General features: G+C 71.1%; 16 protein-coding genes and 1 tRNA gene. 13 read left to right on the forward strand and 4 right to left on the reverse strand.

From position 1 onward, the window contains the following. The 9 genes from dnaA to EBH09_RS18015 all read left to right on the forward strand — a co-directional run. The coding region (dnaA, locus tag EBH09_RS17970; RefSeq protein ID WP_121748018.1) for a chromosomal replication initiator protein DnaA at positions 1 to 1,685 on the forward strand (1,685 nt) is incomplete at its 5' end. 869 nt (positions 1,686 to 2,554) lie between these two features. Next, on the forward strand, positions 2,555 to 3,685 hold the full coding sequence (gene dnaN / locus EBH09_RS17980) for a DNA polymerase III subunit beta (protein ID WP_121748020.1): 1,131 nt from the start codon (positions 2,555 to 2,557) through the stop codon (positions 3,683 to 3,685). A 212-nt stretch (positions 3,686 to 3,897) separates the two neighbouring features. After that, positions 3,898 to 4,773: a phosphogluconate dehydrogenase (NAD(+)-dependent, decarboxylating) gene (gnd, locus tag EBH09_RS17985; RefSeq protein ID WP_121748021.1), complete on the forward strand. Its 876-nt coding sequence runs from the start codon at positions 3,898 to 3,900 to the stop codon at positions 4,771 to 4,773. Between the two features lie 65 nt (positions 4,774 to 4,838). Continuing rightward, complete coding sequence (recF, locus tag EBH09_RS17990) at positions 4,839 to 5,960, forward strand: DNA replication/repair protein RecF (RefSeq protein ID WP_121748022.1); 1,122 nt, start codon at positions 4,839 to 4,841, stop codon at positions 5,958 to 5,960. Continuing rightward, positions 5,957 to 6,529, forward strand: coding sequence for a DUF721 domain-containing protein (locus tag EBH09_RS17995; protein ID WP_121748023.1), 573 nt, complete (start codon positions 5,957 to 5,959; stop codon positions 6,527 to 6,529). The genes recF and EBH09_RS17995 overlap by 4 nt, the downstream gene beginning before the upstream one ends. Before the next feature lie 510 nt (positions 6,530 to 7,039). Continuing rightward, positions 7,040 to 9,100, forward strand: coding sequence for a DNA topoisomerase (ATP-hydrolyzing) subunit B (gyrB, locus tag EBH09_RS18000; protein ID WP_193776384.1), 2,061 nt, complete (start codon positions 7,040 to 7,042; stop codon positions 9,098 to 9,100). Positions 9,101 to 9,142: 42 nt separating this feature from the next. Next, on the forward strand, positions 9,143 to 11,737 hold the full coding sequence (gyrA, locus tag EBH09_RS18005; protein ID WP_121748025.1) for a DNA gyrase subunit A: 2,595 nt from the start codon (positions 9,143 to 9,145) through the stop codon (positions 11,735 to 11,737). An 18-nt stretch (positions 11,738 to 11,755) separates the two neighbouring features. After that, complete coding sequence (locus tag EBH09_RS18010; protein ID WP_193776385.1) at positions 11,756 to 12,484, forward strand: DUF3566 domain-containing protein; 729 nt, start codon at positions 11,756 to 11,758, stop codon at positions 12,482 to 12,484. Positions 12,485 to 12,584: 100 nt separating this feature from the next. Further along, positions 12,585 to 12,661 (forward strand) — tRNA-Ile (locus tag EBH09_RS18015). A 162-nt stretch (positions 12,662 to 12,823) separates the two neighbouring features. Here EBH09_RS18015 and EBH09_RS18020 read toward each other — a convergent pair. Continuing rightward, complete coding sequence (locus tag EBH09_RS18020) at positions 12,824 to 16,924, reverse strand: AAA family ATPase (RefSeq protein ID WP_121748026.1); 4,101 nt, start codon at positions 16,922 to 16,924, stop codon at positions 12,824 to 12,826. Between the two features lie 481 nt (positions 16,925 to 17,405). Here EBH09_RS18020 and EBH09_RS18025 point away from each other — a divergent pair, with 481 nt between their 5' ends. Together EBH09_RS18025 and EBH09_RS18030 are read left to right on the forward strand one after the other, a co-directional pair. After that, positions 17,406 to 17,600, forward strand: a complete 195-nt coding sequence (locus EBH09_RS18025; RefSeq protein ID WP_121748027.1) for a ferredoxin — start codon at positions 17,406 to 17,408, stop codon at positions 17,598 to 17,600. Between the two features lie 20 nt (positions 17,601 to 17,620). Beyond that, positions 17,621 to 18,538 carry an FkbM family methyltransferase gene (locus tag EBH09_RS18030; RefSeq protein WP_193776386.1) on the forward strand — a complete coding sequence of 306 codons (918 nt, stop codon included), beginning with the start codon at positions 17,621 to 17,623 and terminating at the stop codon, positions 18,536 to 18,538. Positions 18,539 to 18,621: 83 nt separating this feature from the next. Here EBH09_RS18030 and EBH09_RS18035 read toward each other — a convergent pair whose 3' ends face one another. After that, complete coding sequence (locus EBH09_RS18035) at positions 18,622 to 19,389, reverse strand: glycosyltransferase family 2 protein (RefSeq protein ID WP_121748408.1); 768 nt, start codon at positions 19,387 to 19,389, stop codon at positions 18,622 to 18,624. Between the two features lie 267 nt (positions 19,390 to 19,656). Then, positions 19,657 to 20,031, reverse strand: coding sequence for a DUF6344 domain-containing protein (locus tag EBH09_RS18040; protein WP_121748028.1), 375 nt, complete (start codon positions 20,029 to 20,031; stop codon positions 19,657 to 19,659). Positions 20,032 to 20,369: 338 nt separating this feature from the next. Here EBH09_RS18040 and EBH09_RS38990 point away from each other — a divergent pair, with 338 nt between their 5' ends. Both EBH09_RS38990 and EBH09_RS18050 read left to right on the forward strand, forming a co-directional pair. Further along, entirely contained in the window at positions 20,370 to 20,498 is a 129-nt protein-coding gene (locus tag EBH09_RS38990; protein ID WP_003999697.1) for a DLW-39 family protein, read from the forward strand. 310 nt (positions 20,499 to 20,808) lie between these two features. Further along, the gene (locus EBH09_RS18050) at positions 20,809 to 22,092 is read left to right on the forward strand and encodes a hypothetical protein (protein WP_121748030.1); all 1,284 of its coding nucleotides are present in this window, start codon (positions 20,809 to 20,811) and stop codon (positions 22,090 to 22,092) included. A 16-nt stretch (positions 22,093 to 22,108) separates the two neighbouring features. Here the strand turns inward: EBH09_RS18050 and EBH09_RS18055 are convergent, their stop codons facing one another. Next, a complete protein-coding gene (locus EBH09_RS18055; RefSeq protein ID WP_121748031.1) occupies positions 22,109 to 23,632 on the reverse strand; it encodes a serine/threonine-protein kinase in 1,524 nt (507 codons plus the stop codon). Positions 23,633 to 23,640 lie beyond the last annotated feature (8 nt).

Below are 23,640 nucleotides of genomic sequence, written 5' to 3' on the forward strand. Positions count from 1 at the left end.
GCGACCCCGCGCCGCCCGCCCCGCAGGCGCAGCCCGCCCGCCCCCAGCCCCGCTACGAGGAGCCCGAGCTACCTGCCCCCGGCCACCAGGGGCAGGGCGGCGGCCGCGAGGAGTACGAGGGATACGGCCGACACCGCGCCGATCAGCTCCCCACCGCCCGCCCCGCCTACCCGCAGGAGTACCAGCGCCCCGAGCCCGGCTCCTGGCCTCGCCCGGCGCAGCAGGACGACTACGGCTGGCAGCAGCAGCGCCTCGGTTTCCCCGAGCGCGACCCCTACGCGACACCGCCGCAGGAGTCCTACGGCCAGGAGCCCTATCCCAAGGACTCGTACCAGCAGGACTACCGTCAGCAGCCGCCGGACCGCCCGCCGTACGACTCCCAGCGCGGCAAATACGAACGCGGTGAGTACGAGCGCGGCGACTACGAGCGCGGCGACCGCGAGCAGTCCCGCAACGACTACGAACAGCCGCGCAACGACTACGACCAGCCACGCGGCGACTACGACCAGCGCAGCCCCCGGCGGGACCTGCCCGAGCCGCCGTCCGGCTCCGGCCACGTCCACCGCGGCGGCCCCGTCGGCCCCGGTCCCGCCACCGGCGCCCCCGGACCGCTTGCCGCACAGCCCGCACCGGCGACGGGGCCCGGCGAGCCGACGGCCCGGCTGAACCCGAAGTACCTCTTCGACACCTTCGTCATCGGTGCCTCCAACCGGTTCGCCCACGCGGCCGCCGTCGCCGTCGCCGAGGCACCCGCGAAGGCCTACAACCCCCTCTTCATCTACGGGGAGTCGGGCCTGGGCAAGACCCACCTCCTGCACGCCATCGGGCACTACGCCCGCAGCCTCTACCCCGGCACGCGCGTGCGGTACGTGAGCTCCGAGGAGTTCACCAACGAGTTCATCAACTCCATCCGCGACGGCAAGGGCGACAGCTTCCGCAAGCGCTACCGCGAGATGGACATCCTGCTCGTCGACGACATCCAGTTCCTGGCGGACAAGGAGTCGACGCAGGAGGAGTTCTTCCACACCTTCAACACGCTCCACAACGCCAACAAGCAGATCGTTCTCTCCTCCGACCGGCCGCCCAAACAGCTGGTCACGCTGGAGGACCGGCTGCGGAACCGTTTCGAGTGGGGCCTGATCACCGACGTCCAGCCGCCCGAGCTGGAGACCCGCATCGCGATCCTGCGCAAGAAGGCGGTGCAGGAGCAGCTCAACGCCCCGCCCGAGGTACTGGAGTTCATCGCCTCCCGGATCTCGCGCAACATCCGCGAACTGGAGGGCGCGCTGATCCGGGTGACGGCGTTCGCGTCGCTCAACCGGCAGCCGGTCGACCTGGGCCTCACCGAGATCGTCCTCAAGGACCTGATCCCCGGCGGCGAGGACTCGGCTCCCGAGATCACGTCCACGGCCATCATGGGCGCCACCGCCGACTACTTCGGCCTCACCGTCGAGGACCTCTGCGGCACCTCGCGCGGGCGCGCGCTCGTGACGGCCCGGCAGATCGCCATGTACCTGTGCCGAGAGCTGACGGACCTCTCGCTGCCGAAGATCGGCGCGCTGTTCGGCGGCCGGGACCACACCACGGTGATGCACGCCGACCGCAAGATCCGCAATCTGATGGCCGAGCGGCGCTCCATCTACAACCAGGTGACCGAGCTGACCAACCGCATCAAGAACGGCTGACGGCCGCCTGCACCGGCCGCGAAGGGCGCCCCGGGATGTCCTGGGGCGCCCTTCGCGTGCCCGGGGATCGCACTGCCGTCCTGCCCGCTGTTCGAATACCTGGCGGGTTACGGGCGTCCTCCACAGATTCGGCTACTTTTTTCCGTCCACACCTTGGGGACTGGGAAGTTGTCCCGATCCTGTCCACAGGCCAGGGTGTTCAGGGATCATCAGGGCAGGTCAGCTCCCTGTGGATTCGTGGACGAACGATCTCCACAGCCTGTGGACAAAGAAATGGTCCACAGGCTGTGCATCGAGTTGTCCACGGGCAACCCACAGGCTGAGGCCCCTTGTCCCCAGCGATCCCCAGCTTCTCCACATGCCTGTCCACTGTTCGGCAACGCGACGCGCCCTGTCACCGCGTCGAGTGAAAGGCGTCACATCAAGGTGCCTGGTTGGGCTGTGGGAAACGTGGGTAAACCTGGGGACGGCTCTGGGGAGAAGTCGCCTCTGCCTGTGCACGGAGTGTGCAGAACTTTCTGTTCTCCACAGATACGCCCGGTTGTCCACCGGCTCCGCCCACAGGCCCGGTGGACAAAATTCCTGCTCTGAACTGGGCAAACGAGGTTATCCACGGTATCCACAGGCCCTACTACTACTAGCGACTAGAGAGAGTGCGGAATCCGTTTCGAAGCGGGCCCTGTGCACAACTCGCTCTCTCGAGCCCGACCGCCCCTCGTCGCGACTTGACCCCGAACGGCACCTACTGTCAGTGGGGTGCGTCAGACTGGTCCCCGGTGTTCTGCCCCTCACAGGGACCGACGACACCGACCCAGACGACGAAGGCCAGGCAGGGCGAGCAGCGCCGGCAACAGCAGGAGGCGGCAACAGTGAAGATCCGGGTGGAACGCGACGTACTCGCGGAGGCGGTGGCCTGGGCGGCTCGCAGCCTCCCGGCCCGTCCGCCGGCGCCGGTCCTCGCGGGCCTGCTGCTGAAGGCCGAGGAGGGGCAGCTGAGCCTGTCCAGCTTCGACTACGAGGTCTCCGCGAGGGTCTCGGTGGAGGCGGAGATCGAGGAGGAGGGCACGGTGCTCGTCTCGGGCCGCCTCCTCGCCGACATCTCCCGCGCCCTCCCCAACCGGCCGGTGGAGATTTCCACAGACGGTGTACGGGCGACGGTGGTCTGCGGCTCCTCGCGGTTCACCCTCCACACCCTGCCTGTGGAGGAGTACCCGGCCCTGCCGCAGATGCCGGAGGCGACCGGCACGGTCCCCGGCGAGGTCTTCGCCTCGGCCGTGCAGCAGGTCGCCATCGCCGCCGGCCGCGACGACACGCTGCCCGTCCTCACCGGTGTGCGCATCGAGATCGAGGGCGACTCCGTGACGCTGGCCTCCACCGACCGCTACCGCTTCGCGGTCCGCGAGTTCCTGTGGAAGCCGGAGAACCCCGAGGTCTCCGCGGTCGCCCTGGTGCCCGCCAAGACGCTCCAGGACACCGCCAAGGCGCTGACCAGCGGCGACCAGGTCATCCTGGCGCTGTCCGGCTCGGGCGCGGGCGAGGGCCTGATCGGTTTCGAGGGTGCGGGCCGCCGGACGACGACCCGTCTGCTGGAGGGCGACCTCCCGAAGTACAAGACGCTGTTCCCGACGGAGTTCAACAGTGTCGCCGTGATCGAGACCGCCCCCTTCGTGGAGGCCGTCAAGCGCGTGGCCCTGGTCGCCGAGCGCAACACCCCGGTGCGGCTCAGCTTCGAGCAGGGTGTGCTCATCCTGGAGGCCGGCTCCAGCGACGACGCACAGGCTGTGGAAAGGGTCGACGCGCAACTGGAGGGCGACGACATCTCGATCGCCTTCAACCCGACGTTCCTGCTGGACGGCCTGAGCGCGATCGACTCGCCGGTGGCGCAGCTGTCCTTCACGACGTCCACGAAGCCCGCGCTGCTCAGCGGCAAGCCCGCGGTGGACGCCGAGGCCGACGAGGCCTACAAGTACCTGATCATGCCGGTGCGGCTGAGCGGCTGAGCGGCTGAGCGTTCGGCCCCGGGGCCGACCGCAGTGGTCCACAAGGTGGGGAAAAACCCGCAGGTGAGGGCGTACGTCTGAGCGCGTACGCCCACAGCTGTGCACGGGCCTGCGGGTTTAGGCTCGGACGTGGGTACGAAAGTGCCGCGGCACGCATCCGGCGGTTCAGGACGTGCCGTCCCGCCACCTCGCACACTTAAGGAACGCAACTGATGGAGCTCGGTCTCGTCGGCCTCGGCAAGATGGGCGGCAACATGCGCGAGCGGATCCGCCGCGCGGGCCACACCGTCGTCGGATACGACCGCAATCCGGACCTCGCCGATGTCCACAGCCTGGAAGAGCTTGTGGGCAAGCTCAGCGCCCCGCGCGTGGTCTGGGTCATGGTCCCGGCCGGCGAGGCCACCCAGGCCACCGTGGACCGGCTCGGCGAGTTGCTGGAGCCCGGTGACGTGGTCGTGGACGGCGGCAACTCCCGCTGGACGGACGACGAGAAGCACGCCGAGGAGCTGGCCGCCAAGGGCATAGGCTTCGTCGACTGCGGCGTCTCCGGCGGTGTGTGGGGCCTGGAGAACGGCTACGCGCTGATGTACGGCGGCGACGCGGACAACGTCGCCCGGGTGCAGCCGGTCTTCGACGCCCTCAAGCCGGAGGGCGACTTCGGCGCCGTGCACGCCGGCAAGGTGGGCGCGGGTCACTTCGCGAAGATGGTCCACAACGGCATCGAGTACGCGATGATGCAGGCCTACGCCGAGGGCTGGGAGCTGCTGGAGAAGGTCGACTCCGTGGAGAACGTCCGCGAGGTCTTCCGGTCCTGGCAGGAGGGCACGGTGATCCGTTCCTGGCTGCTGGACCTGGCGGTCAACGCGCTCGACGAGGACGAGCACCTGGGCGACCTGCGAGGTTACGCACAGGACTCCGGTGAGGGACGCTGGACTGTGGAGGCCGCGATCGACAACGCGGTGCCGCTGCCGGCGATCACGGCGTCGCTGTTCGCGCGGTTCGCGTCCCGGCAGGACGACTCGCCGCAGATGAAGATGATCGCCGCGCTGCGCAATCAGTTCGGCGGCCACGCGGTCGAGAAGAAGTAAGCAACGCCCGAAGGTCAACACCGGAGGGTCAGCACCCGAAGGTTTGGGAGGTCGGCGAAACGACCATGCACGTCACGCATCTGTCGCTGGCCGACTTCCGTTCGTACGCCCGGGTCGAGGTCCCGCTGGACCCGGGCGTCACCGCCTTCGTCGGTCCCAACGGGCAGGGCAAGACGAACCTCGTCGAGGCGGTCGGCTATCTCGCCACGCTCGGCAGCCACCGGGTCTCCTCCGACGCGCCCCTGGTCCGCATGGGCGCCGAGCGCGCCGTGATCCGCGCCCAGGTCAGGCAGGGCGAGCGGCAGCAGCTGATCGAGCTGGAGCTGAACCCGGGCCGCGCCAACCGTGCCCGTATCAACAGATCCACGCAGGTCAAGCCGCGTGACGTGCTCGGCATCGTGCGCACCGTGCTGTTCGCGCCCGAGGACCTCGCGCTGGTGAAGGGCGACCCCGGTGAGCGGCGCCGCTTCCTGGACGAGCTGATCACCGCACGCTCCCCGCGGATGGCCGGAGTGCGCTCCGACTACGACCGGGTCCTCAAGCAGCGCAACACCCTGCTGAAGTCGGCGGCGCTCGCGCGTCGGCACGGCGGCCGCACGATGGACCTGTCCACGCTGGACGTCTGGGACCAGCACCTCGCGCGCGCGGGTGCCGAACTGCTGGCTCAGCGCCTCGACCTGATCGCCGCCGTGCAGCCGTTGGCGGACAAGGCGTACGAGCAGCTGGCGCCGGGGGGCGGCCCCGTCGCCCTGGAGTACAAGCCGTCGGCGCCCAGTGAGGCGCACACGCGCGAGGACCTGTTCGAGCAGCTGATGGCCGCGCTCGCCGAGGCCCGCAAGCAGGAGATCGAGCGGGGCGTGACCCTGGTGGGCCCGCACCGGGACGATCTGCTTCTCAAACTCGGCTCGCTGCCCGCCAAGGGGTACGCGTCCCACGGCGAGTCGTGGTCCTACGCCCTGGCGCTGCGGCTGGCGTCGTTCGATCTTCTCAGGGCGGAGGGCAATGAGCCGGTCCTGGTCCTGGACGACGTTTTCGCCGAGCTGGACGCGCGGCGCCGGGAGCGGCTGGCCGAGCTGGTGGCGCCCGGTGAGCAGGTGCTGGTGACGGCCGCGGTCGATGACGATGTTCCGGGTGTGCTGGCGGGTGCGCGGTTCACGGTGGCCGAGGGTGCGGTGGAGCGCGTATGAGCGCGGACGGGCCGCTCCCCCGGAAAACCCCGGACGAGGGCACCGACGGCAAGGGTGGCCCGGAACCGTCGGGTGTCGATCTCGCGCGGGTGGCGCTCAGGGCGGCGCGGGAGGCGGCACGCGCGCGTGGGGACGCCGCGCAGCAGAAGAAGCAGGCGCGGCGCGGGGGCCTGCGCTCCGGGGCGCGTGCCGACGGACGCGACCCGATGGCGTTGGGTTCGGCGATCAACCGGCTGATCACCGAGCGCGGCTGGGAGACGCCGGCCGCGGTGGGCGGGGTGATGGGCCGCTGGCCGGAGATCGTCGGTGCGGACGTGGCGAAGCACTGTGTGCCGGAGCGGTACGACGAGGACGAGCGGGTGCTGGTCGTCCGCTGTGACTCGACGGCGTGGGCGACGAATCTGCGGTTGCTCGCCCCGACGCTGGTGGCCCGGTTGAACGAGGATCTCGGGCACGGGTCGGTGCGGTTGATCAAGGTGCTGGGACCCGGCGGTGCCGGTGGCCCCGGCCGTCGGTACGGGCCGCTGCGTGCGCCCGGCAGCCGGGGCCCGGGCGACACCTACGGGTGAGCCGCGGGCGATCAGGAGTCGCTCCGCGGGCTGTCTGCGGCGATCAGGAGTCGCTCCGCGGGCGCTCTGAGGGTGGTATGCGGGTGACCTGACGCCTCGTCAGAGCTGGGTGATGTACCTCACATAATTGGGTCGCGACGGCGGGTGTGACCCGTCGTCGCGACCTCCGTCGCGCAACCGCACGCGGTTGCGAATCCCGATCTGACTCCCAAGTAGCCAAGGGTTGACGCCTCGAAGCGCTGAGTGCCGTTGTGAGCCTCTTGGGGCCCCCATCCCCATATCGGGAGTCGGACGAGCCTCGTTCAGGGCGGCACATGCGGACTCAGGTACCGGCAAACCCCCATCAGTGTCAGTGCTACCGGTAGAATGGAAGACAATCCCGCCCCGAACGTGGGGACCGTCCGGGACTAGCTGAGCAACGCTGATCAAGGCTTACCAACGCAACATGCCGCAGCCGCTCCGGCAACCCGCCGACGAGCCCGGCTCGTGCTGTGCCAGAAAGGGCGCTTCGTGGCCGATTCCGGCAACCCCAACGAGAACAACCCGTCCACCGACACCGGCGTGAACGACGCGGTGAGCACCTCGAACACCGAGGCGCCCGCCTCGTACGACGCCAGTGCCATCACCGTCCTCGAGGGTCTGGACGCGGTCCGCAAGCGACCCGGTATGTACATCGGCTCGACCGGTGAACGTGGCCTGCACCACCTGGTGCAGGAGGTCGTGGACAACTCCGTCGACGAGGCGCTGGCCGGCCACGCGGACACCGTCGACGTCACCATCCTCGCCGACGGCGGTGTCCGGGTCGTCGACAACGGCCGCGGCATCCCGGTGGGCATCGTCCCCTCCGAGGGCAAGCCCGCCGTCGAGGTCGTGCTGACCGTGCTGCACGCGGGCGGCAAGTTCGGCGGCGGCGGTTACGCGGTCTCCGGCGGTCTGCACGGCGTGGGTGTCTCCGTCGTCAACGCCCTCTCCACGAGGGTCGCCGTAGAGGTCAGGACCGACGGCTACCGCTGGACGCAGGACTACAAGCTGGGCGTCCCCACGGCGCCGCTGGCTCGGCACGAGGCCACCGAGGAGACCGGCACCTCGGTCACCTTCTGGGCCGACGGTGACATCTTCGAGACCACCGACTACTCCTTCGAGACGCTCTCCCGGCGCTTCCAGGAGATGGCCTTCCTCAACAAGGGCCTGAGGATCAACCTCACCGACGAGCGTGAGTCGGCGAAGGCCACCGCCGGCGCGGACGAGGCGGGCGAGGACGAGAAGCACGAGGTCAAGACCGTCTCGTACCACTACGAGGGCGGCATCGTCGACTTCGTGAAGTACCTCAACTCCCGCAAGGGAGAGCTGGTGCACCCCACCGTGATCGACCTCGAGGCAGACGACAAGGACAAGAGCCTGTCCCTCGAGATCGCGATGCAGTGGAACGGCGGCTACACGGAGGGCGTGTACTCCTTCGCCAACATCATCCACACGCACGAGGGCGGTACGCACGAGGAGGGCTTCCGTGCGGCGCTCACCTCGCTCATCAACAAGTACGCGCGCGACAAGCGCCTGCTGCGCGAGAAGGACGACAACCTCACGGGTGACGACATCCGCGAGGGTCTGACGGCGATCATCTCGGTGAAGCTGGGCGAGCCGCAGTTCGAGGGCCAGACCAAGACCAAGCTGGGCAACACGGAGGTCAAGACCTTCGTCCAGCGGGTGGTCTACGAGCACCTGGCCGACTGGCTCGACCGCAATCCCAACGAGGCGGCGGACATCATCCGCAAGGGCATCCAGGCGGCCACCGCGCGTGTGGCGGCCCGCAAGGCCCGTGACCTGACGCGTCGTAAGGGCCTGCTGGAGACGGCGTCGCTGCCCGGCAAGCTGTCCGACTGCCAGTCGAACGACCCGATCAAGTGCGAGATCTTCATCGTCGAGGGCGACTCCGCCGGCGGTTCCGCCAAGTCCGGCCGGAACCCGCAGTACCAGGCGATCCTCCCGATCCGCGGCAAGATCCTCAACGTCGAGAAGGCGCGCATCGACCGGATCCTGCAGAACCAGGAGATCCAGGCGATGATCTCCGCGTTCGGCACGGGTGTGCACGAGGACTTCGACATCGAGAAGCTCCGCTATCACAAGATCATCCTGATGGCGGACGCCGACGTCGACGGCCAGCACATCAACACCCTGCTGCTGACCTTCCTGTTCCGCTTCATGCGGCCGCTGGTCGAGGCCGGACACGTGTACCTGTCCCGCCCGCCGCTCTACAAGATCAAGTGGGGCCGGGACGACTTCGAGTACGCGTACTCGGACCGCGAGCGCGACGCGCTGATCGAGATGGGCCGCAACGCCGGCAAGCGCATCCGCGAGGACTCCGTGCAGCGCTTCAAGGGCCTCGGCGAGATGAACGCCGAGGAGCTGCGCATCACGACCATGGACCAGGAGCACCGCGTGCTCGGCCAGGTCACGCTCGACGACGCCGCGCAGGCCGACGACCTGTTCTCGGTGCTGATGGGCGAGGACGTCGAGGCCCGGCGCGCGTTCATCCAGCGCAACGCCAAGGACGTCCGCTTCCTCGACATCTGAGTCGGTCTCAGCTGACCGCACCAGGAAGGACCTTCACCAGCAATGACCGACGAGAACACTCCTGTGACGACGCCCGAGGGTGACGCCCTGGCGATGCGTGTCGAGCCCGTCGGGCTCGAGACGGAGATGCAGCGCTCGTATCTCGACTACGCGATGTCCGTCATCGTCTCGCGCGCGCTGCCCGACGTCCGCGACGGCCTCAAGCCCGTGCACCGCCGCGTGCTGTACGCCATGTACGACGGCGGGTACCGCCCCGAGCGCGGCTTCTACAAGTGCGCCCGTGTCGTCGGCGACGTCATGGGCAACTACCACCCGCACGGCGACAGCTCCATCTACGACGCGCTGGTCCGCCTCGCCCAGCCGTGGTCGATGCGCATGCCGCTCGTCGACTCCAACGGCAACTTCGGTTCGCCGGGCAACGACCCGGCGGCGGCGATGCGGTACACCGAGTGCAAGATGGCACCGCTGGCCATGGAGATGGTCCGTGACATCGACGAGGAGACCGTCGACTTCACGGACAACTACGACGGCCGCTCCCAGGAGCCGACCGTCCTGCCCGCCCGCTTCCCGAACCTGCTGATCAACGGCTCGGCCGGGATCGCGGTCGGTATGGCGACCAACATCCCGCCGCACAACCTGCGCGAGGTCGCGGCCGGTGCCCAGTGGTACCTGGAGAACTACGAGGCCTCGCACGAGGAGCTGCTGGACGCGCTCATCGAGCGCATCAAGGGCCCCGACTTCCCGACCGGCGCGCTGGTGGTGGGCCGCAACGGCATCGAGGAGGCCTACCGCACCGGGCGCGGCTCGATCACCATGCGCGCGGTCGTCGAGGTCGAGGAGATCCAGAACCGCCAGTGCCTGGTGGTCACGGAGCTGCCGTACCAGACCAACCCCGACAACCTCGCGCAGAAGATCGCCGACCTGGTGAAGGACGGCAAGATCGGCGGCATCGCGGACGTCCGTGACGAGACGTCGTCCCGCACCGGCCAGCGCCTGGTCATCGTGCTCAAGCGGGACGCGGTCGCCAAGGTCGTGCTGAACAACCTGTACAAGCACACCGACCTGCAGTCGAACTTCAGCGCCAACATGCTGGCCCTGGTCGACGGCGTCCCGCGCACCCTCTCCCTGGACGCGTTCATCCGCCACTGGGTGAACCACCAGATCGAGGTCATCGTCCGGCGTACGAAGTTCCGGCTGCGCAAGGCCGAGGAGCGGGCGCACATCCTGCGCGGCCTGCTCAAGGCCCTGGATGCCATCGACGAGGTCATCGCGCTGATCCGGCGCAGCGACACCGTCGAGATCGCGCGCGGCGGTCTGATGGACCTTCTCGCCATCGACGAGATCCAGGCCAACGCGATCCTGGAGATGCAGCTGCGCCGCCTGGCGGCGCTGGAGCGCCAGAAGATCGTCCGGGAGCACGACGAGCTCCAGGCGAAGATCACCGAGTACAACGAGATCCTCTCCTCCCCGGTCCGCCAGCGCGGAATCGTCGGCGAGGAGCTGACCGCGCTGGTCGAGAAGTACGGCGACGACCGCAAGACCAAGCTGATCCCGTACGAGGGCGACATGTCCATCGAGGACCTGATCGCCGAAGAGGACATCGTCGTCACGGTCACGCGGGGCGGCTACATCAAGCGCACCAAGACCGACGACTACCGGGCGCAGAAGCGCGGCGGCAAGGGCGTACGCGGCACGAAGCTCAAGGAAGACGACATCGTCAACCACTTCTTCGTGTCCACCACGCACCACTGGCTGCTGTTCTTCACCAACAAGGGCCGGGTCTACCGGGCGAAGGCGTACGAGCTGCCCGACGCCGGACGGGACGCGCGCGGCCAGCACGTGGCGAACCTGCTGGCCTTCCAGCCGGACGAGTCGATCGCCCAGATCCGCGCGATCCGCGACTACGAGGCGGTGCCCTACCTGGTCCTGGCGACCAAGGCGGGCCTGGTGAAGAAGACGCCGCTGAAGGACTACGACTCGCCGCGCTCGGGCGGCGTGATCGCCATCAACCTGCGCGAGCAGGCGGACGGTTCCGACGACGAGCTGATCGGAGCCGAACTCGTCTCGGCCGACGACGATCTGCTGCTGATCAGCAAGAAGGCGCAGTCGATCAGGTTCACCGCCTCGGACGACACGCTGCGGCCCATGGGGCGTGCCACCTCGGGCGTGAAGGGCATGAGTTTCCGCGAAGGGGACCAGCTGCTCTCGATGAATGTTGTTCGAGCCGGTACGTTCGTGTTCACTGCCACCGACGGCGGGTACGCGAAGCGGACCTCTGTCGACGAGTACCGCGTCCAGGGCCGCGGCGGCCTCGGCATCAAGGCTGCCAAGATCGTCGAGGACCGTGGATCGCTCGTGGGCGCGCTGGTGGTCGAGGAGCACGACGAGATCCTCGCCATCACACTCTCGGGCGGTGTGATTCGTACGCGAGTCAGCGGGGTCAGGGAGACGGGCCGTGACACCATGGGCGTTCAACTGATCAATCTGGGCAAGCGCGATGCCGTCGTCGGCATCGCACGCAACGCCGAGGCGGGACGCGAGGCGGAGGAGGTCGACGGCGATGTGGTCGTCGACGAGACCGCCGAAGGTGCCGCGACCACCGGCACGGACGAGGGCGAGGCGCCCTCGGCCGAGTAGCACGAGGAGAGAGTCATCGTGAGCGGAGCCACGGGCGCCGGGTCGGCCGGTACCTCCAGGGGTACGGAAACGGACGGCGGCGGCCGTGGCTCCGCCGCGCGTGCGACGGATTCGCACACGACTCAACTGCGCAAGATCGACGACGACGCGGCCGACTCCCGCTCGGCGAGCTCGTCCAAGACGCATGGATCCCAGGGGGGAACTGTGACGGACACCCGAGGCCAGCAGACACAGCAGGCGGCCTCGCCGCTGCCGGGAGAACGGCAGCCCCAGCAGCCCGGCGGGCCGTACCACCCGCCGCAGGCCTACCAGACCCAGGGCGGCAACGCGGCCGCCGCCGTGCGCCGCCCGCGCACCGGCGCCCGCACCACGCCCCGCGTCCGCAAGGCACGCCTGCGCGTGTCGAAGGCCGACCCGTGGTCGGTGATGAAGGTCAGCTTCCTGCTCTCCATCGCGCTCGGCATCTGCACGATCGTCGCGTCCGCCGTGCTGTGGATGGTCATGGACGCCATGGGCGTCTTCTCGACCGTCGGCGGCACGATCTCCGAGGCGACCGGCTCGAACGAGTCCAACGGCTTTGACCTGCAGTCGTTCCTGTCGCTGCCCAACGTCCTGCTGTTCGCGACGGTCATCGCGGTCGTCGACGTCGTCCTCGCGACGGCGCTCGCCACGCTCGGCGCGTTCATCTACAACCTGTCCGCCGGCTTCGTCGGCGGCGTGGAGCTGACGCTCGCCGAGGACGAGTGATCGTCGCTCGCCGGTCTCGCGACAACCGATTTTGGGACTGCCCGCCTCGTGCGCTAATCTTCAGGAGTCAGCGCGCGGGACATACACCGCAGAGCGCGGCGGGGCTATAGCTCAGTTGGTTAGAGCGCATCCCTGATAAGGATGAGGCCACAGGTTCAAATCCTGTTAGCCCCACCAGCGAAAAGACCCCCAGTCGGTAGCGGCTGGGGGTCTTCTGCGTCTGCGGGGGTGTCTTCGGTGTCTCCGGTAACAGCGACGCCCGACCGCTGGCGACGGGGGATGCGCCAGCGGTCGGGCTGTGGCCAAGGCTAACAAGGCCAGGTGCCTGGCGGGAGACATTCACTCATCGCACGGGCGCTCGTACGAGAGGCGCGGCAGGTACTCGTGCCACTTCTCCTCGGTCAGCACGCCCCGGGTGGCCGAGCAGATGCGGTCGATGGCGTCGTCCACATCGAGGTTCCACAGCCGTACGGTGTCCGTGCCGCTGGACACCCCGAGCATGTGGCTGACGGGGCTGAAGGACAGGAAGCCGCCCGCCTTGGCGTTGGGGCTCATCGACTCCCCGATGGGGGCGGCCCGGGCGGGGGTGTGGACGTCCCAGAGCCGGACCGTGTTGTCGTTGGCGCCACTGGACAGGGTGTCGCCGTCCCGGCTGAACGTCAGTGACACCACCGAGTCGGTGTGTCCGGCGAGCGTGGAGTCCGGCGGGGCCGCTTCGCGGGGGCCGGTGACGTTCCAGAGCCGGACCGTGCCGTCGTCGCTGCCGCTGGCGAGCGTACGGCCGTCCGGGCTGTAGACCAGCGCGTTGACGGGGCCGAGGTGTCCCGTACGGGGTGCGCCGAGCCGGGCGGCGTGACGGGGGTCGCGCACGTCCCAGAGGCGTACGGTGTCGTCCGCGCTGCCACTGGCCAGCGTGCGGCCGTCCGGGCTGAAGGCGAGGGTGTTGACGTAGCCCGTGTGGCCGGTGAGCGGCTTGCCGAGCGGGCGGGGGCGGGACGGGTCGTCGGCTTTCCACAGCTGGACGGTGCGGTCGTCGTAGGCCGTGGCCAGCGTGCGGCCGTCCGGGCTGAACGCCAGGGCGTCGGGGCCCGCGTAACGGGTGCGCAGCACAACGGGTGGCCCGTGGGCGGTGGGCCGGGCCGGGTCCGTGACGTCCCACAGCTGCACCGCGCTGCTTCCCGTCAGCACCGCGAGGGTGTCGCCGTCCGGGGAGAACACGAGGGAGCGTACGTCGCCCTCCGCCGGGCGGAAGGGCTCGCCCAGTGACACGGGCCGGCCGGGGTTCGTCACGTTCCACAGCCGGACCCGGCCGTCGCGCGCGGCGGTGGCCAGTACGTGACCGTCGGGGCGGAACGCTCCGTCGCGGCCGATCATGTCCGACGTCGGCAGCGACCACAGGCGGACCTTGCTGTCCCCGCTGCCGGTGGCGAGCGTGCGGCCGTCGGGGCTGAAGCCGAGGGCGTACATCTCTCCGCTGCTTCCCGCGAGGGGCATGCCGATCTGGGACGGGTAGGCCGGGTCGCTGACGTTCCAGAGGCTCGCCGTGCTGTCCGCGCTGCTCGCGGCGAGCATGTCCCCGTCGGGGCTGAAGGCCACGGACCATATGGGGCCGGTGTGGCCGGTCAGCGGCGAGCCGATCCGTGCCGCGTCGCGTGGATCGGCCACGTCCCAGAGCCGTACGGTGTCGTCCGCGCTGCCACTGGCCAGCGTGCGTCCGTCGGGGCTGAAGGCCACGGAGTGCACCAGTGCGGTGTGACCGGCCAGCGGTTCGCCGACCGGTGACGCGGCGTCCGGGTCGGTGACGTTCCACAGCCGGACCGTCTCGTCGTCGCCGCCTGCCGCCAGCGTGCGTCCGTCGGGGCTGAAGGCGACCGAGCGCACCGCCGCGCCGGGACCCGTCAGGGTGTCCAGCGCCTTCGGCCGGCGCGGGTCGGCCACGTCCCACAGCCGCACGGCGTGGTCGTCGTGGGCGGAGGCAAGCGTGCGGCCGTCCGGGCTGAACGCGAGCAGGTAGACGGTGCCGCCGTGACCGGTCAGGGGGGCCCCGAGCGGGCGCGGGCGGCTGAGGTCGCCGATGTCCCAGAGCCGGATCGTGCCGTCGTCCGAGGCGCCGGCCAGGGTACGGCCGTCCGGGCTGAACACCGCGGAGCTGACCCAGCTCGTGTGGCCGGTGAGCGGCTCGCCCAGCGGTTCGGGACGCGCGGGGTCCGAGACGTCCCACAGCCGCACCGTGCGGTCGTAGCTCGCCGTCGCCAGGGTCCGCCCGTCCGGGCTGAAGGAGGTGAGGTAGACGGCGCCCGTGTGCCCGAGGAGCGGTGTGGCCAGGGGCGCGTTCACGATCGAGATCAGCCGGTTCCGCACGTCCTCGTCGTCCGGCCGCAGGCGGTGCGCCGCCAGGTCGAGCTGGGCCGACAGCGACGGGTCCGTGTACTGGACCCGGTCCGCCTCGGCCACCACCTGCTCGAACACCGCGTCGTTGCGCTGCTGCCAGGCGACCACCGCCGAACCGACCGCCAGGATCGCCAGGACGACCAGTGCCGACACCGCGGCACGACTGATCAGGACGGAGCGCTTGCGCAGCCTGACCGCGGCGGCCAGGAAGTCCACGGCGCTCCGGGTCAGGAAGGTGCCGTCGGCCGACTCCGCCCAGCCGCGGGCGCGCTCCAGCCGGGAGCCCCGGTAGAGCAGGGAGGCGTCGCGGTCCGACTCCTCCCAGGCCCGGCCGTCCTCCTCCAGCCGCTGGCGCAGCAGATTGCCGGTGCGGTCCTCGTCGATCCAGTCGCGCAGGCGCGGCCAGGCGTGGAGCAGCGCCTCGTGGGTGATCTCCACGGTCTCCGCGTCGAGCGTCACCAGCCGGGCGCGCACCAGCGCTTCGAGCGACTCCTCCGTCTTGCCGGGGTCCCTCGACTCCTGCGCCAGCCGGCGTCGGGTGCCCCGCCTGCGGGTGGCCTGGGTGTCCTCGCTCACCCGCACCAGCCTGAGCAGGAGCAGCCGTGCGGCCGTGCGTGCCGCCGGGTCGAGGCCCGACCAGGCCCGTTCGGCGGTCGCCGCCACCGCTCCCTGGATCCCGCCGGCCGCGCGGTACCCGGCCAGCGTCAGCCGGCCCGCCTTGCGGCGCTGCCAGGTGGCGAGCAGGGCGTGGGAGAGGAGCGGCAGCACGCCCGCGTCGTGAGCGCCGCGCGGGCCGCCGGTGCTCACCTCCCGGATGATCAGTTCCGCGAGTCCCGGTTCGAGTTCCATGCCCACGGCCCGGGCCGGGCCGTTCACCGCCTCGCGCAGTTCCGCGGTGGTCAGCGGCCCCAGCACCATGTGCCGGTGCTGCAGCGCGTCGGCCAGCTCGGGATGGTGCAGGCACTGCTCGTAGAAGTCCGCGCGTACGCCGAGGGCCACGAGCACGGGCGCCGGGTCTCCCGGACCGCCGGGCGCGCAGGCGGCCTGGAGGAGCTGGACGAACAGGCGCCGGTCCGCATCGTCGGCGCAGAGGGTGAAGACCTCCTCGAACTGGTCCACGATGACGACCGGACGGGCTGCCACTGGCGAAGCCGCTTCCGCCGCCGGTTCCGATGCCGACTCGGCTGCCGGTTTCGCTGTCGCTTCCGTCGCCGCTTCCGCTCTGCCGCGGGCCCACGCCGTGAAGGCGTCCCTGGCCGCCCGCGCGGTTCCCGGGGCGCCCGGAGCGTCCGGTTGCGCCACGACGGGCGCGAGTTCGGGTATCCGTCGGGTCAGCTCCCCGAGCGGATCGCCTCCCGGTACGAGCTGGAGTACTTCCCTCGGCCGGCCGGGTTCGTCCCCGCCACCCGCGTCGTCCCCGTCGCCCAGCCCGCCCTTGCGCAGGGCGGGCACCAGGCCGGCGTTCAGCAGGGAGGACTTGCCCGCCCCGGAGGCGCCCACGAGCATGACCAGGCCGCCCGTGCCCTCCGCCGCGCGGAGCTGGGCGACGAGAGCGTCCGTGCTCCGCTCCCGCCCGAAGAACCAGTCGGCGTCCTGCTGGCGGTACGCGGCCAGACCGCGGTAGGGACAGACACCGCCGGGGACGGCCGGGGCGGCCTCGGCCGGGGGGTGTTCCTCGTCCGCGGCGGACGGCGCGGGGCGTTCGCCGGTCGGGTCGGCCACCGCCCGTTCCCACAGGCGCTGCCACTGGGTCAGGTCGTACAGGCCCGCGGACACCGGTGCGGCTCGCGCGCGCCGCGCCAGTGGGATGAGTACATGCAGTACCGCCGCGAGGGCGGGGAACTGGGCGGGGACGTTCCTGGCCCGCCGCCAGTCGCTGATCCGCTGGGCGGAGACCCGTACGGGCCGCCCTCGTTCGTCGACCCGCTGGAGCCGGACGACCGCCTCGGACACGCGTTTGAGGGGAGGGTTGCCTGCCTCCCGGTACAGCAGAGCGAGACGTTCCGCGAAGGCCGTGCGTGCCCCTGAGTCGAAACTCAAGGTCTCCACTCCTTACTTCCCCCGCACCTGGACGTCCGGACCGGAAAACTCACTCTATACGCCTGACCTGCGGCTACGTCATGACCGCTGCACGGGAACCTCCCCGGCGGGGGCCTCAGCTGGCAGGATCACGTCGCAGTGGCGAGTCGCCCGCCCGACACCCGGACAGGTCAGCGGCCCAGCGCCCGGAGAGCTCCCCCACGCGGCCGAACGTTCTCGGTCAGCTTTTTCGGTGGCCCAGCCCTCCCGACCCGGTCCGGTACCGCGTACCACACGCCGTCGGCATGGCTCGGCTCCGGTCCCCACGAGGGGAGGGACCGGTGCCGGACCATGCCGACGGGCGCGGCGACCCTCATCGTCAGCACTCCGGGGACGCCGGGCGAGCTCGCGAGCGCCGGGCCGACGGGCGAGCGGTCAGGGCGGATTCGGAGCGGCGATCCGCGGGCAGGCACGTCGTGATGGTTCCGATTCGAGTGCCGCTGGAGTGTGTATGAGGATCTCCGTCGACCCCGAGCAGTGCTACGGCTCCGGCGACTGCGTCCACCGGGCCCCATCCGTATTCACCAAGGTCGACGGCCTGGGTGCCGTGATACCCGGACGCGAGACCGAGGTCGACGCGCCACGGGTGCGCGAAGCGGCCGAGGGGTGCCCCTCCGCCGCGATCACCATCACGGGGGAGCGCTGAGCATCCGAGCCGGACTGAGCATGCCGGTGCCGGAGGTCCTGGTCACGCTCGGCAGCCGGTACGTGCGGACCGCCCCCGGTACGTTCGGGAAGGCGGCGCTCGCCGCGCGCTGGCTCAACCCGCATCTGCGCGAGCACCCCCGCCGGCGAGTCGTCAGAGTGCCCTCCGGCGACCTGTTCGCCGTGGACACACAGGACCTCATCCAGCGGTACCTCTACCTGTTCGGTACCTGGGAGCCGCACATGACGGCCTGGCTGCGGCGCCGGCTGCGACCGGGGGACGGCTTCGTCGACGTCGGGGCCAACATCGGCGTTTTCAGCGTTCTCGCGTCGCGGCTCGTCGGCGACGAGGGCGGTGTCGTCGCGATCGAGGCATCCCCCGTCTTCCACCACCACCTCGTGCGGCACGGCCGGCTCAACGCCCGCGGCAACATCCGCGCCCTCAACGCCGCCGTCTCGGACGGCCACAAGACCCTGACCTTCGTCCTCGCCAGCTCGCGCAACATGGGCGCGAACAGCATCGTCCCGTACGACGGCCCGGCGGAGGCCACCTTCGAGATCGAGGCACGGCCGCTGCCGGAACTCCTCGATCCGGCGGAGATCGCGAACGCCCGGGTGATCAAGATCGATGTCGAGGGCGCGGAGGGTGGCGTCGTCCGAGGGCTGGCGCCGATGCTGGGCAGCCTGCGGCCCGACGCGGAGATCAGTGTCGAGGTGACGCCCGAGCGCATGGCCCGGCTCGGGGACTCCATCGGCGAACTGCTGACGGTGATGCGCACCGCGGGCTTCCACGTCTACCGGCTGGCCAACGACTACGCGCCCGAGAGCTATCCCCCGGCGCTGGGCGGTGAGCCCGGCGTGCCGGTCCGGTGGCGGGGGCCCGTCGTGGAGGAGAGCGACCTGATCTTCTCCCGGGTCGATGCGGAGACGCTCCCCTGACCTGACGGTTCCGGCGCCGCCCCGACAGCCCCCGCGCCGTGGCGGCACCGTCCCGTCCGGTTCACGTGCGGGGGCCGCGAGTCTCAGACACCGGCCGGAAAACGCCACCCGGAGGACGCCAGCGCCCGCGCCCTGGCCTCCACGACCGCCATCCGGGCTTCGCGCTCGGCGGGGTCCGCATGGGCTGCCTGTCCGGTCACCTGGCCCTCCCACTTGCGGTAGAGAAGGCCCACCTCTTCGGAGAACCACCCCCGGCTCACGCAGTTGAGCGCCAGCAGCAGGCCGGTGTCCTCGGACGCGGGCAGGGCCATCCAGCCGCCGAGCGCGAGCAGCAGTTCGCGCCGTACCAGGAGCGTCGCCGGGTGGACCTGGGCGCGGTAGTCGTTCGCCTTCCAGTGGTCGAGCACCGCTCCGCGCTCGATCGGCCCGTGGTCCGGGTCACCCGGGAATCCGGCCGTCGAGCCGTCGGGCAGCAGGTCCAGGGCGCGCGACGTCGCCCACCCGAGCGCCGGATCGGCCTCCAGGGCGGCCAGGTCGCGGGCCAGGGCTCCCGGCGGGAGCAGGTCGTCGGCGTCCAGGGTCTTCACGTACTCGCCGTCCGCGTGGGACAGGGCCATCGTGCGGGCCACACCCGGGCCGCCCCGCTGTCCCGGCCGCCCCTGCCGGAAGACGACGCGCGGGTCGTCGGGCACGTGCGGGCGGACGTCGTCCGTCCGCCCGTCCTCCTGGATCACCCAGCGCCACTCCCAGCCGGCGGGCAACTCCTGCGCGCACAGGGACGCGTAGGTCTCCGACAGGAAGGGTGCCGAGGGGCCGTGAACGGCCGTGACGATGACGACGCGCCGGTTCACGGCCGCGTTCAGGTCGTCCGCGATCACTTCGTACGCCCTCGGCACTGGTACTCACCGGTTCCTGTCCGTTGTGATGCGGCTTCAGCCTAGCCACTCCTGAACAGGCCTTGACGAGTCGGGTCGGGTGACCCCGTACACGGCGGCGGCCCGGCTGCTCTGTCGAGCGGCCGGGCCGTTTCTCGCGTGTGGTGCCGTACGCAGATCGCCGTGACGTCGGGTTCGGGCGGTGCGGGCGCCGCGGCGGGTGCCGTGCGCGCGCCGGACCCCTCAGCGTTGCAGCGGCTCGGTGTGCTGGGCGGTGTCGTGCCGGGCCGGGGCCTCCGCGGTGTCGTCGCACAGGAGGTCGGTGGACGTCGCGGTGGCGTCGGCGGTCGGACGGTGGCGGCAGGTGGGGGCCTTGCCGTGGGCCTCGGCGCGGATGCGCTGTTTCATCGTGGGGGGCAGGGAGCCGGTACGTGACCAGGACCAGGGTGCCGCCGCCGCGGGTGCCGCCTCGGGGGAGGCGCTCTCGGTGTTGCTGTGCGTTCCGGTCTGCGGTACGGCCGCGGAGGCGGTCGTCGTGATGAGTCCGAGCGCCGTGCACAGCGCGAGGAAGGCGGTGACGATGGTGGTCCACAGCGTCATGACCTTGTTCCGGGCCATAACCCCTCACTTTCGGGTTGGGCGATTTGCGTACTTTCCTCATGATGTGTATGTGGGCCGCGAAGTGGTGGACCGACGCCCGCGGCGCGTCGATGTTCAGATGAACACCACCCGGATGGCCGCAAAGGCTGGGAAAAGGTGCCCATACGGGAGGGAGACGGGCAAAAGTCGCGTTCTGTGAGGGTGTGATCACCCTCCGATCGGGACGGCTCCGTCCGCGCCTATCGGGCTCGGACGGCGGGCATTTGGCCGTCGGCACAGGTCACCGATCGGTATCGGCCGGTGTGTATAGTCGGGCGCCAGAGGTCCCCTACGTCAAGGAAAGACGAGGTAGCGCGGTGAAGAAGCTTCTCCTGGTCGCACTGGCCGCCATCGGCGGGCTCCTCGTGTACCGCCAGATCCAGGCGGATCGCGCCGAGCAGGATCTGTGGACGGAGGCGACTGACTCCGTGCCCACGGGTTCGTGAGTACGACCGACATCCGGTCCTGAGCAGACCCCGGCCGTCATACGGTCGGGGTTTTGTGTTGCCCGGACGCCGTTGCCCGGATGTCGTTGCCCGGATCCCGCCGCCGGGATTCCGTGCGGGGGCGCGGAAGCGCGGGGTCGCGCGGCAGGATGGGCCACGGTCCGGTCCGGGTGGCGGCGACAGCGCCGGTGAGCGCGAGGGGTGGCGGGTGATGGGGCGGTGGTGTACGGCTCGGCGGGGCGGCGCCGGGGCAGGGCGTGACGGATCAGGACTTGCGGGGTTTGCGGGACTCGCGGGGCGTGGCGGGTCAGTGCCTGACCGACCGCGTACGCCCGTGCGGCTGGCGGTCGTGACCGTCGTACTGGCCACGACCGCCGCCCTGCCCGCCGGTGCCCCGCTCGCGGCGGGCGCGCCCCCCGGCTACGCCTTCGCCGAGGACGCCCGGCGGATCGAGGGCGCCAGCGGCACCTCGGACGCCGTACGCCTGGAACCCGGCGCCACGTACCGCAGTTCCCTGCCGAGAAGCGGCACTCTCCACTACCGCCTCGAACTCGACGCGGCGTCGGACGCCTACGTCGCCGTCACCGCCGCACCCGGCCCCGACGGCGAGGTCACCGCCGTCGACGGCATCCGGGTCTCCGTGCAGGACGCCGAGGGCGGTTCCTGCTCGTCCGACAGCGCGACCTTCGGCGCCGCCCGCAGCCCCCGCCCCGTCACGGCCCGGGGCATGCGCGAGATCGCCCCCGGCGAGACCCGGTGCCAGGACCCCGGCACCTACTACGTCGCGGTCGAGCGGTCCCGGCCCCAGGACTCACCGCCGGGCGCCTGGGACCTGGAGCTCACCGCCGTCACCGAACCGCGCCCGGAGCGGACCGGCGCGACCACCGCGCCCGACGCCTGGGACTCCGCCTCCCCCGCCCCTCTCGCCGGCGAGCCCGAACGGCGCCCGGGCGGCAGCGGCTTCGCCCACGCCACCGCCGTCGGGCAGGGAGTCTGGCGTGACGACATCCGGCCCGGACAGACCCTCTTCTACAAGGTGCCGCTCGACTGGGGCCGCCAGTTGCACGCGACCGCCGAACTCGGCAGCTCCGGTGACGGCTCCGGCTACGCCACCAGCGCCCTTCACCTGGCCCTCCACAACCCCGTGCGCGGCGAGGTCGACGACGCCGCGAGGGGGTACACCGGCCGCCCGACGTCGGTTGCTCTCGCTCCCCTGCCGCCGGTGGCCTACGCCAACCGGTACGCCACCGACGCACAGGCCGGCGCGCTGCGGTTCGCCGGCTCCTACTACCTCGTGGTGCACCTCGCGGCACAGGTGGCCGACGACTTCGGCGACGGGCCCTTCGGGCTGACGCTGCGCGTACGGCTCGGGGGAGCGGCCCGGACCGGCCCGGAGTACGCGGGGGAGTCCGAACCGAAGGGCGTCTTCGATGTCTCGGCACAGGACCGTGAGGCCGCGCCGGAGGGCGGCGGCGGGGGTGACGACCTCGCCATGAAGGCGGTCGCCGTGGGCGGTATCGGCACCGGCAGCCTGCTGCTCGTGGCCCTGGGAGTGTGGACGGCGGCGGCGCGGCGCGGGCCGGGCAGGACCTAGGCGAGTCCGCCGGGGCTCAGATACGGGTCAGGGCCCAGAAGCCCACGGCGTAGCAGGCCAGCGCGAGGAGCAGCAGCGGGACGGCCACCCTGGCCGGAGGCCCGGGGCGCCGCCGCCGTGCCGCGCGGTGCTGCGGATACGCCTGGGCCGGAGGGCGCGACCGCGGGCTCCGAGCGGTGTACGAGGCGGTGGGGACGTCGGCTCGCTGCTCCGGTGACGGTGTCAGCGCCTGGGCGGGGAGCGGAGGAGCGTACGGGGGCCGGTACCGCGGGCTGCCCGGGAAGTCCGGGGTCCGTGCGTGCCCCTGCGGGGGGCCGGGCGCGGCCGAGGAGGCGACGGTCGGCTGCGGGGGCGGGAGATGGAAACTGCCGGTCTCCGACATGGCGGACGGCCCGGCGGTCCCGGGAGGCGCCGCCGACGGCGTGCGGTCAGGGGTGGACGACGTACGGTCCGGGGCCCCCAGGCCGTCCGGGGCCCTCATGCCGTCCGGGATCCCCATGCCGCCGTCCGGGGCCCTCATGCCGTCCGGGACCGACGGCGTACGGCCCGGAGCCGACGGCGTAACGTCCGGCTCCGGCGCCGATCCCGAGCCGAGCGGCCGCCGTGGGTCCGTCGGGGCGGCGTCCAGGCCCGGGGCGGCGTCCACGCCCGAGGCCCGCCTGAGTGGCCCGTCGGGCCCGAACCCCGTGGGCAGCGGGCCGACTTGGTCGAATATCTCGATCAGCTCGTCGTCGGGTCCCGGCTCCGGCAGCAGCTCCGCCGCCGCGGCCAGCGCCTTGCGCGCCCCCGTGGCGGTGCGGAACCTCGCCGGGGGGTCCGGCTGCACCAGAGTCGCCACGACCTGCCACAGCGGCTCGGGAATCCCCTGCGGCGCGGGCGGCGTCCCGTGTTCGGCGAAGTACTGCACCAGCGCCTTGGCGTCCGGCTTCGCCCCCTCCAGCAGGTACAGGGCGACCAGGCCCACGGCGAACAGGTCGGCCGGGAAGTCCGGCTCCGCGCCCATCATCTGCTCCGGCGCGAGGTAACCCGGCGTCCCCACCACGAGGTTGGTCTCCGTCAGCCGGGGCTCGCCCAGCCGCATCGCGATGCCGAAGTCGGACAGCCGCAACCGGGGCCGTCCCGTTCCCGTCGCTTCGAGCAGCAGGTTGGCGGGCTTGATGTCACGGTGTACGACGTCCTCCGCGTGCACCGCCGCCAGGCCCGCGAGGAGCTGGTCGAGGAGGGTGCAGACGAAGGCGGGCGGCAGGGGCCCGTAGTCCCCGACCAGGTGGACGAGCGAACCGCCCGTGACCAGATCCATGGTGAACAGGACCTTGTCGTCGTCGGCGGCCCAGCTCGCGGGCGCGAGCACATGGGGATGATCGATCCGCATCGCCTGTTCGCGCACGAACCGCAGTAGCGAGTGCGCGTCCCGCTGTTGGAGCACCTTGGCGGCCACGTACCGCCGGCGGCGGTGGTCCCAGGCACGCCAGACGGCACCGACCCCGCCCCGGCCGATCGGATCGACCAGCTCGTACCGGCCCGCGAAGACCTCACCCATGGCTGTGC

The organism is Streptomyces sp. E2N166 (genome assembly GCF_003671715.1).
In the GTDB taxonomy this organism is placed as follows: Bacteria; Actinomycetota; Actinomycetes; order Streptomycetales; family Streptomycetaceae; genus Streptomyces; species Streptomyces thinghirensis.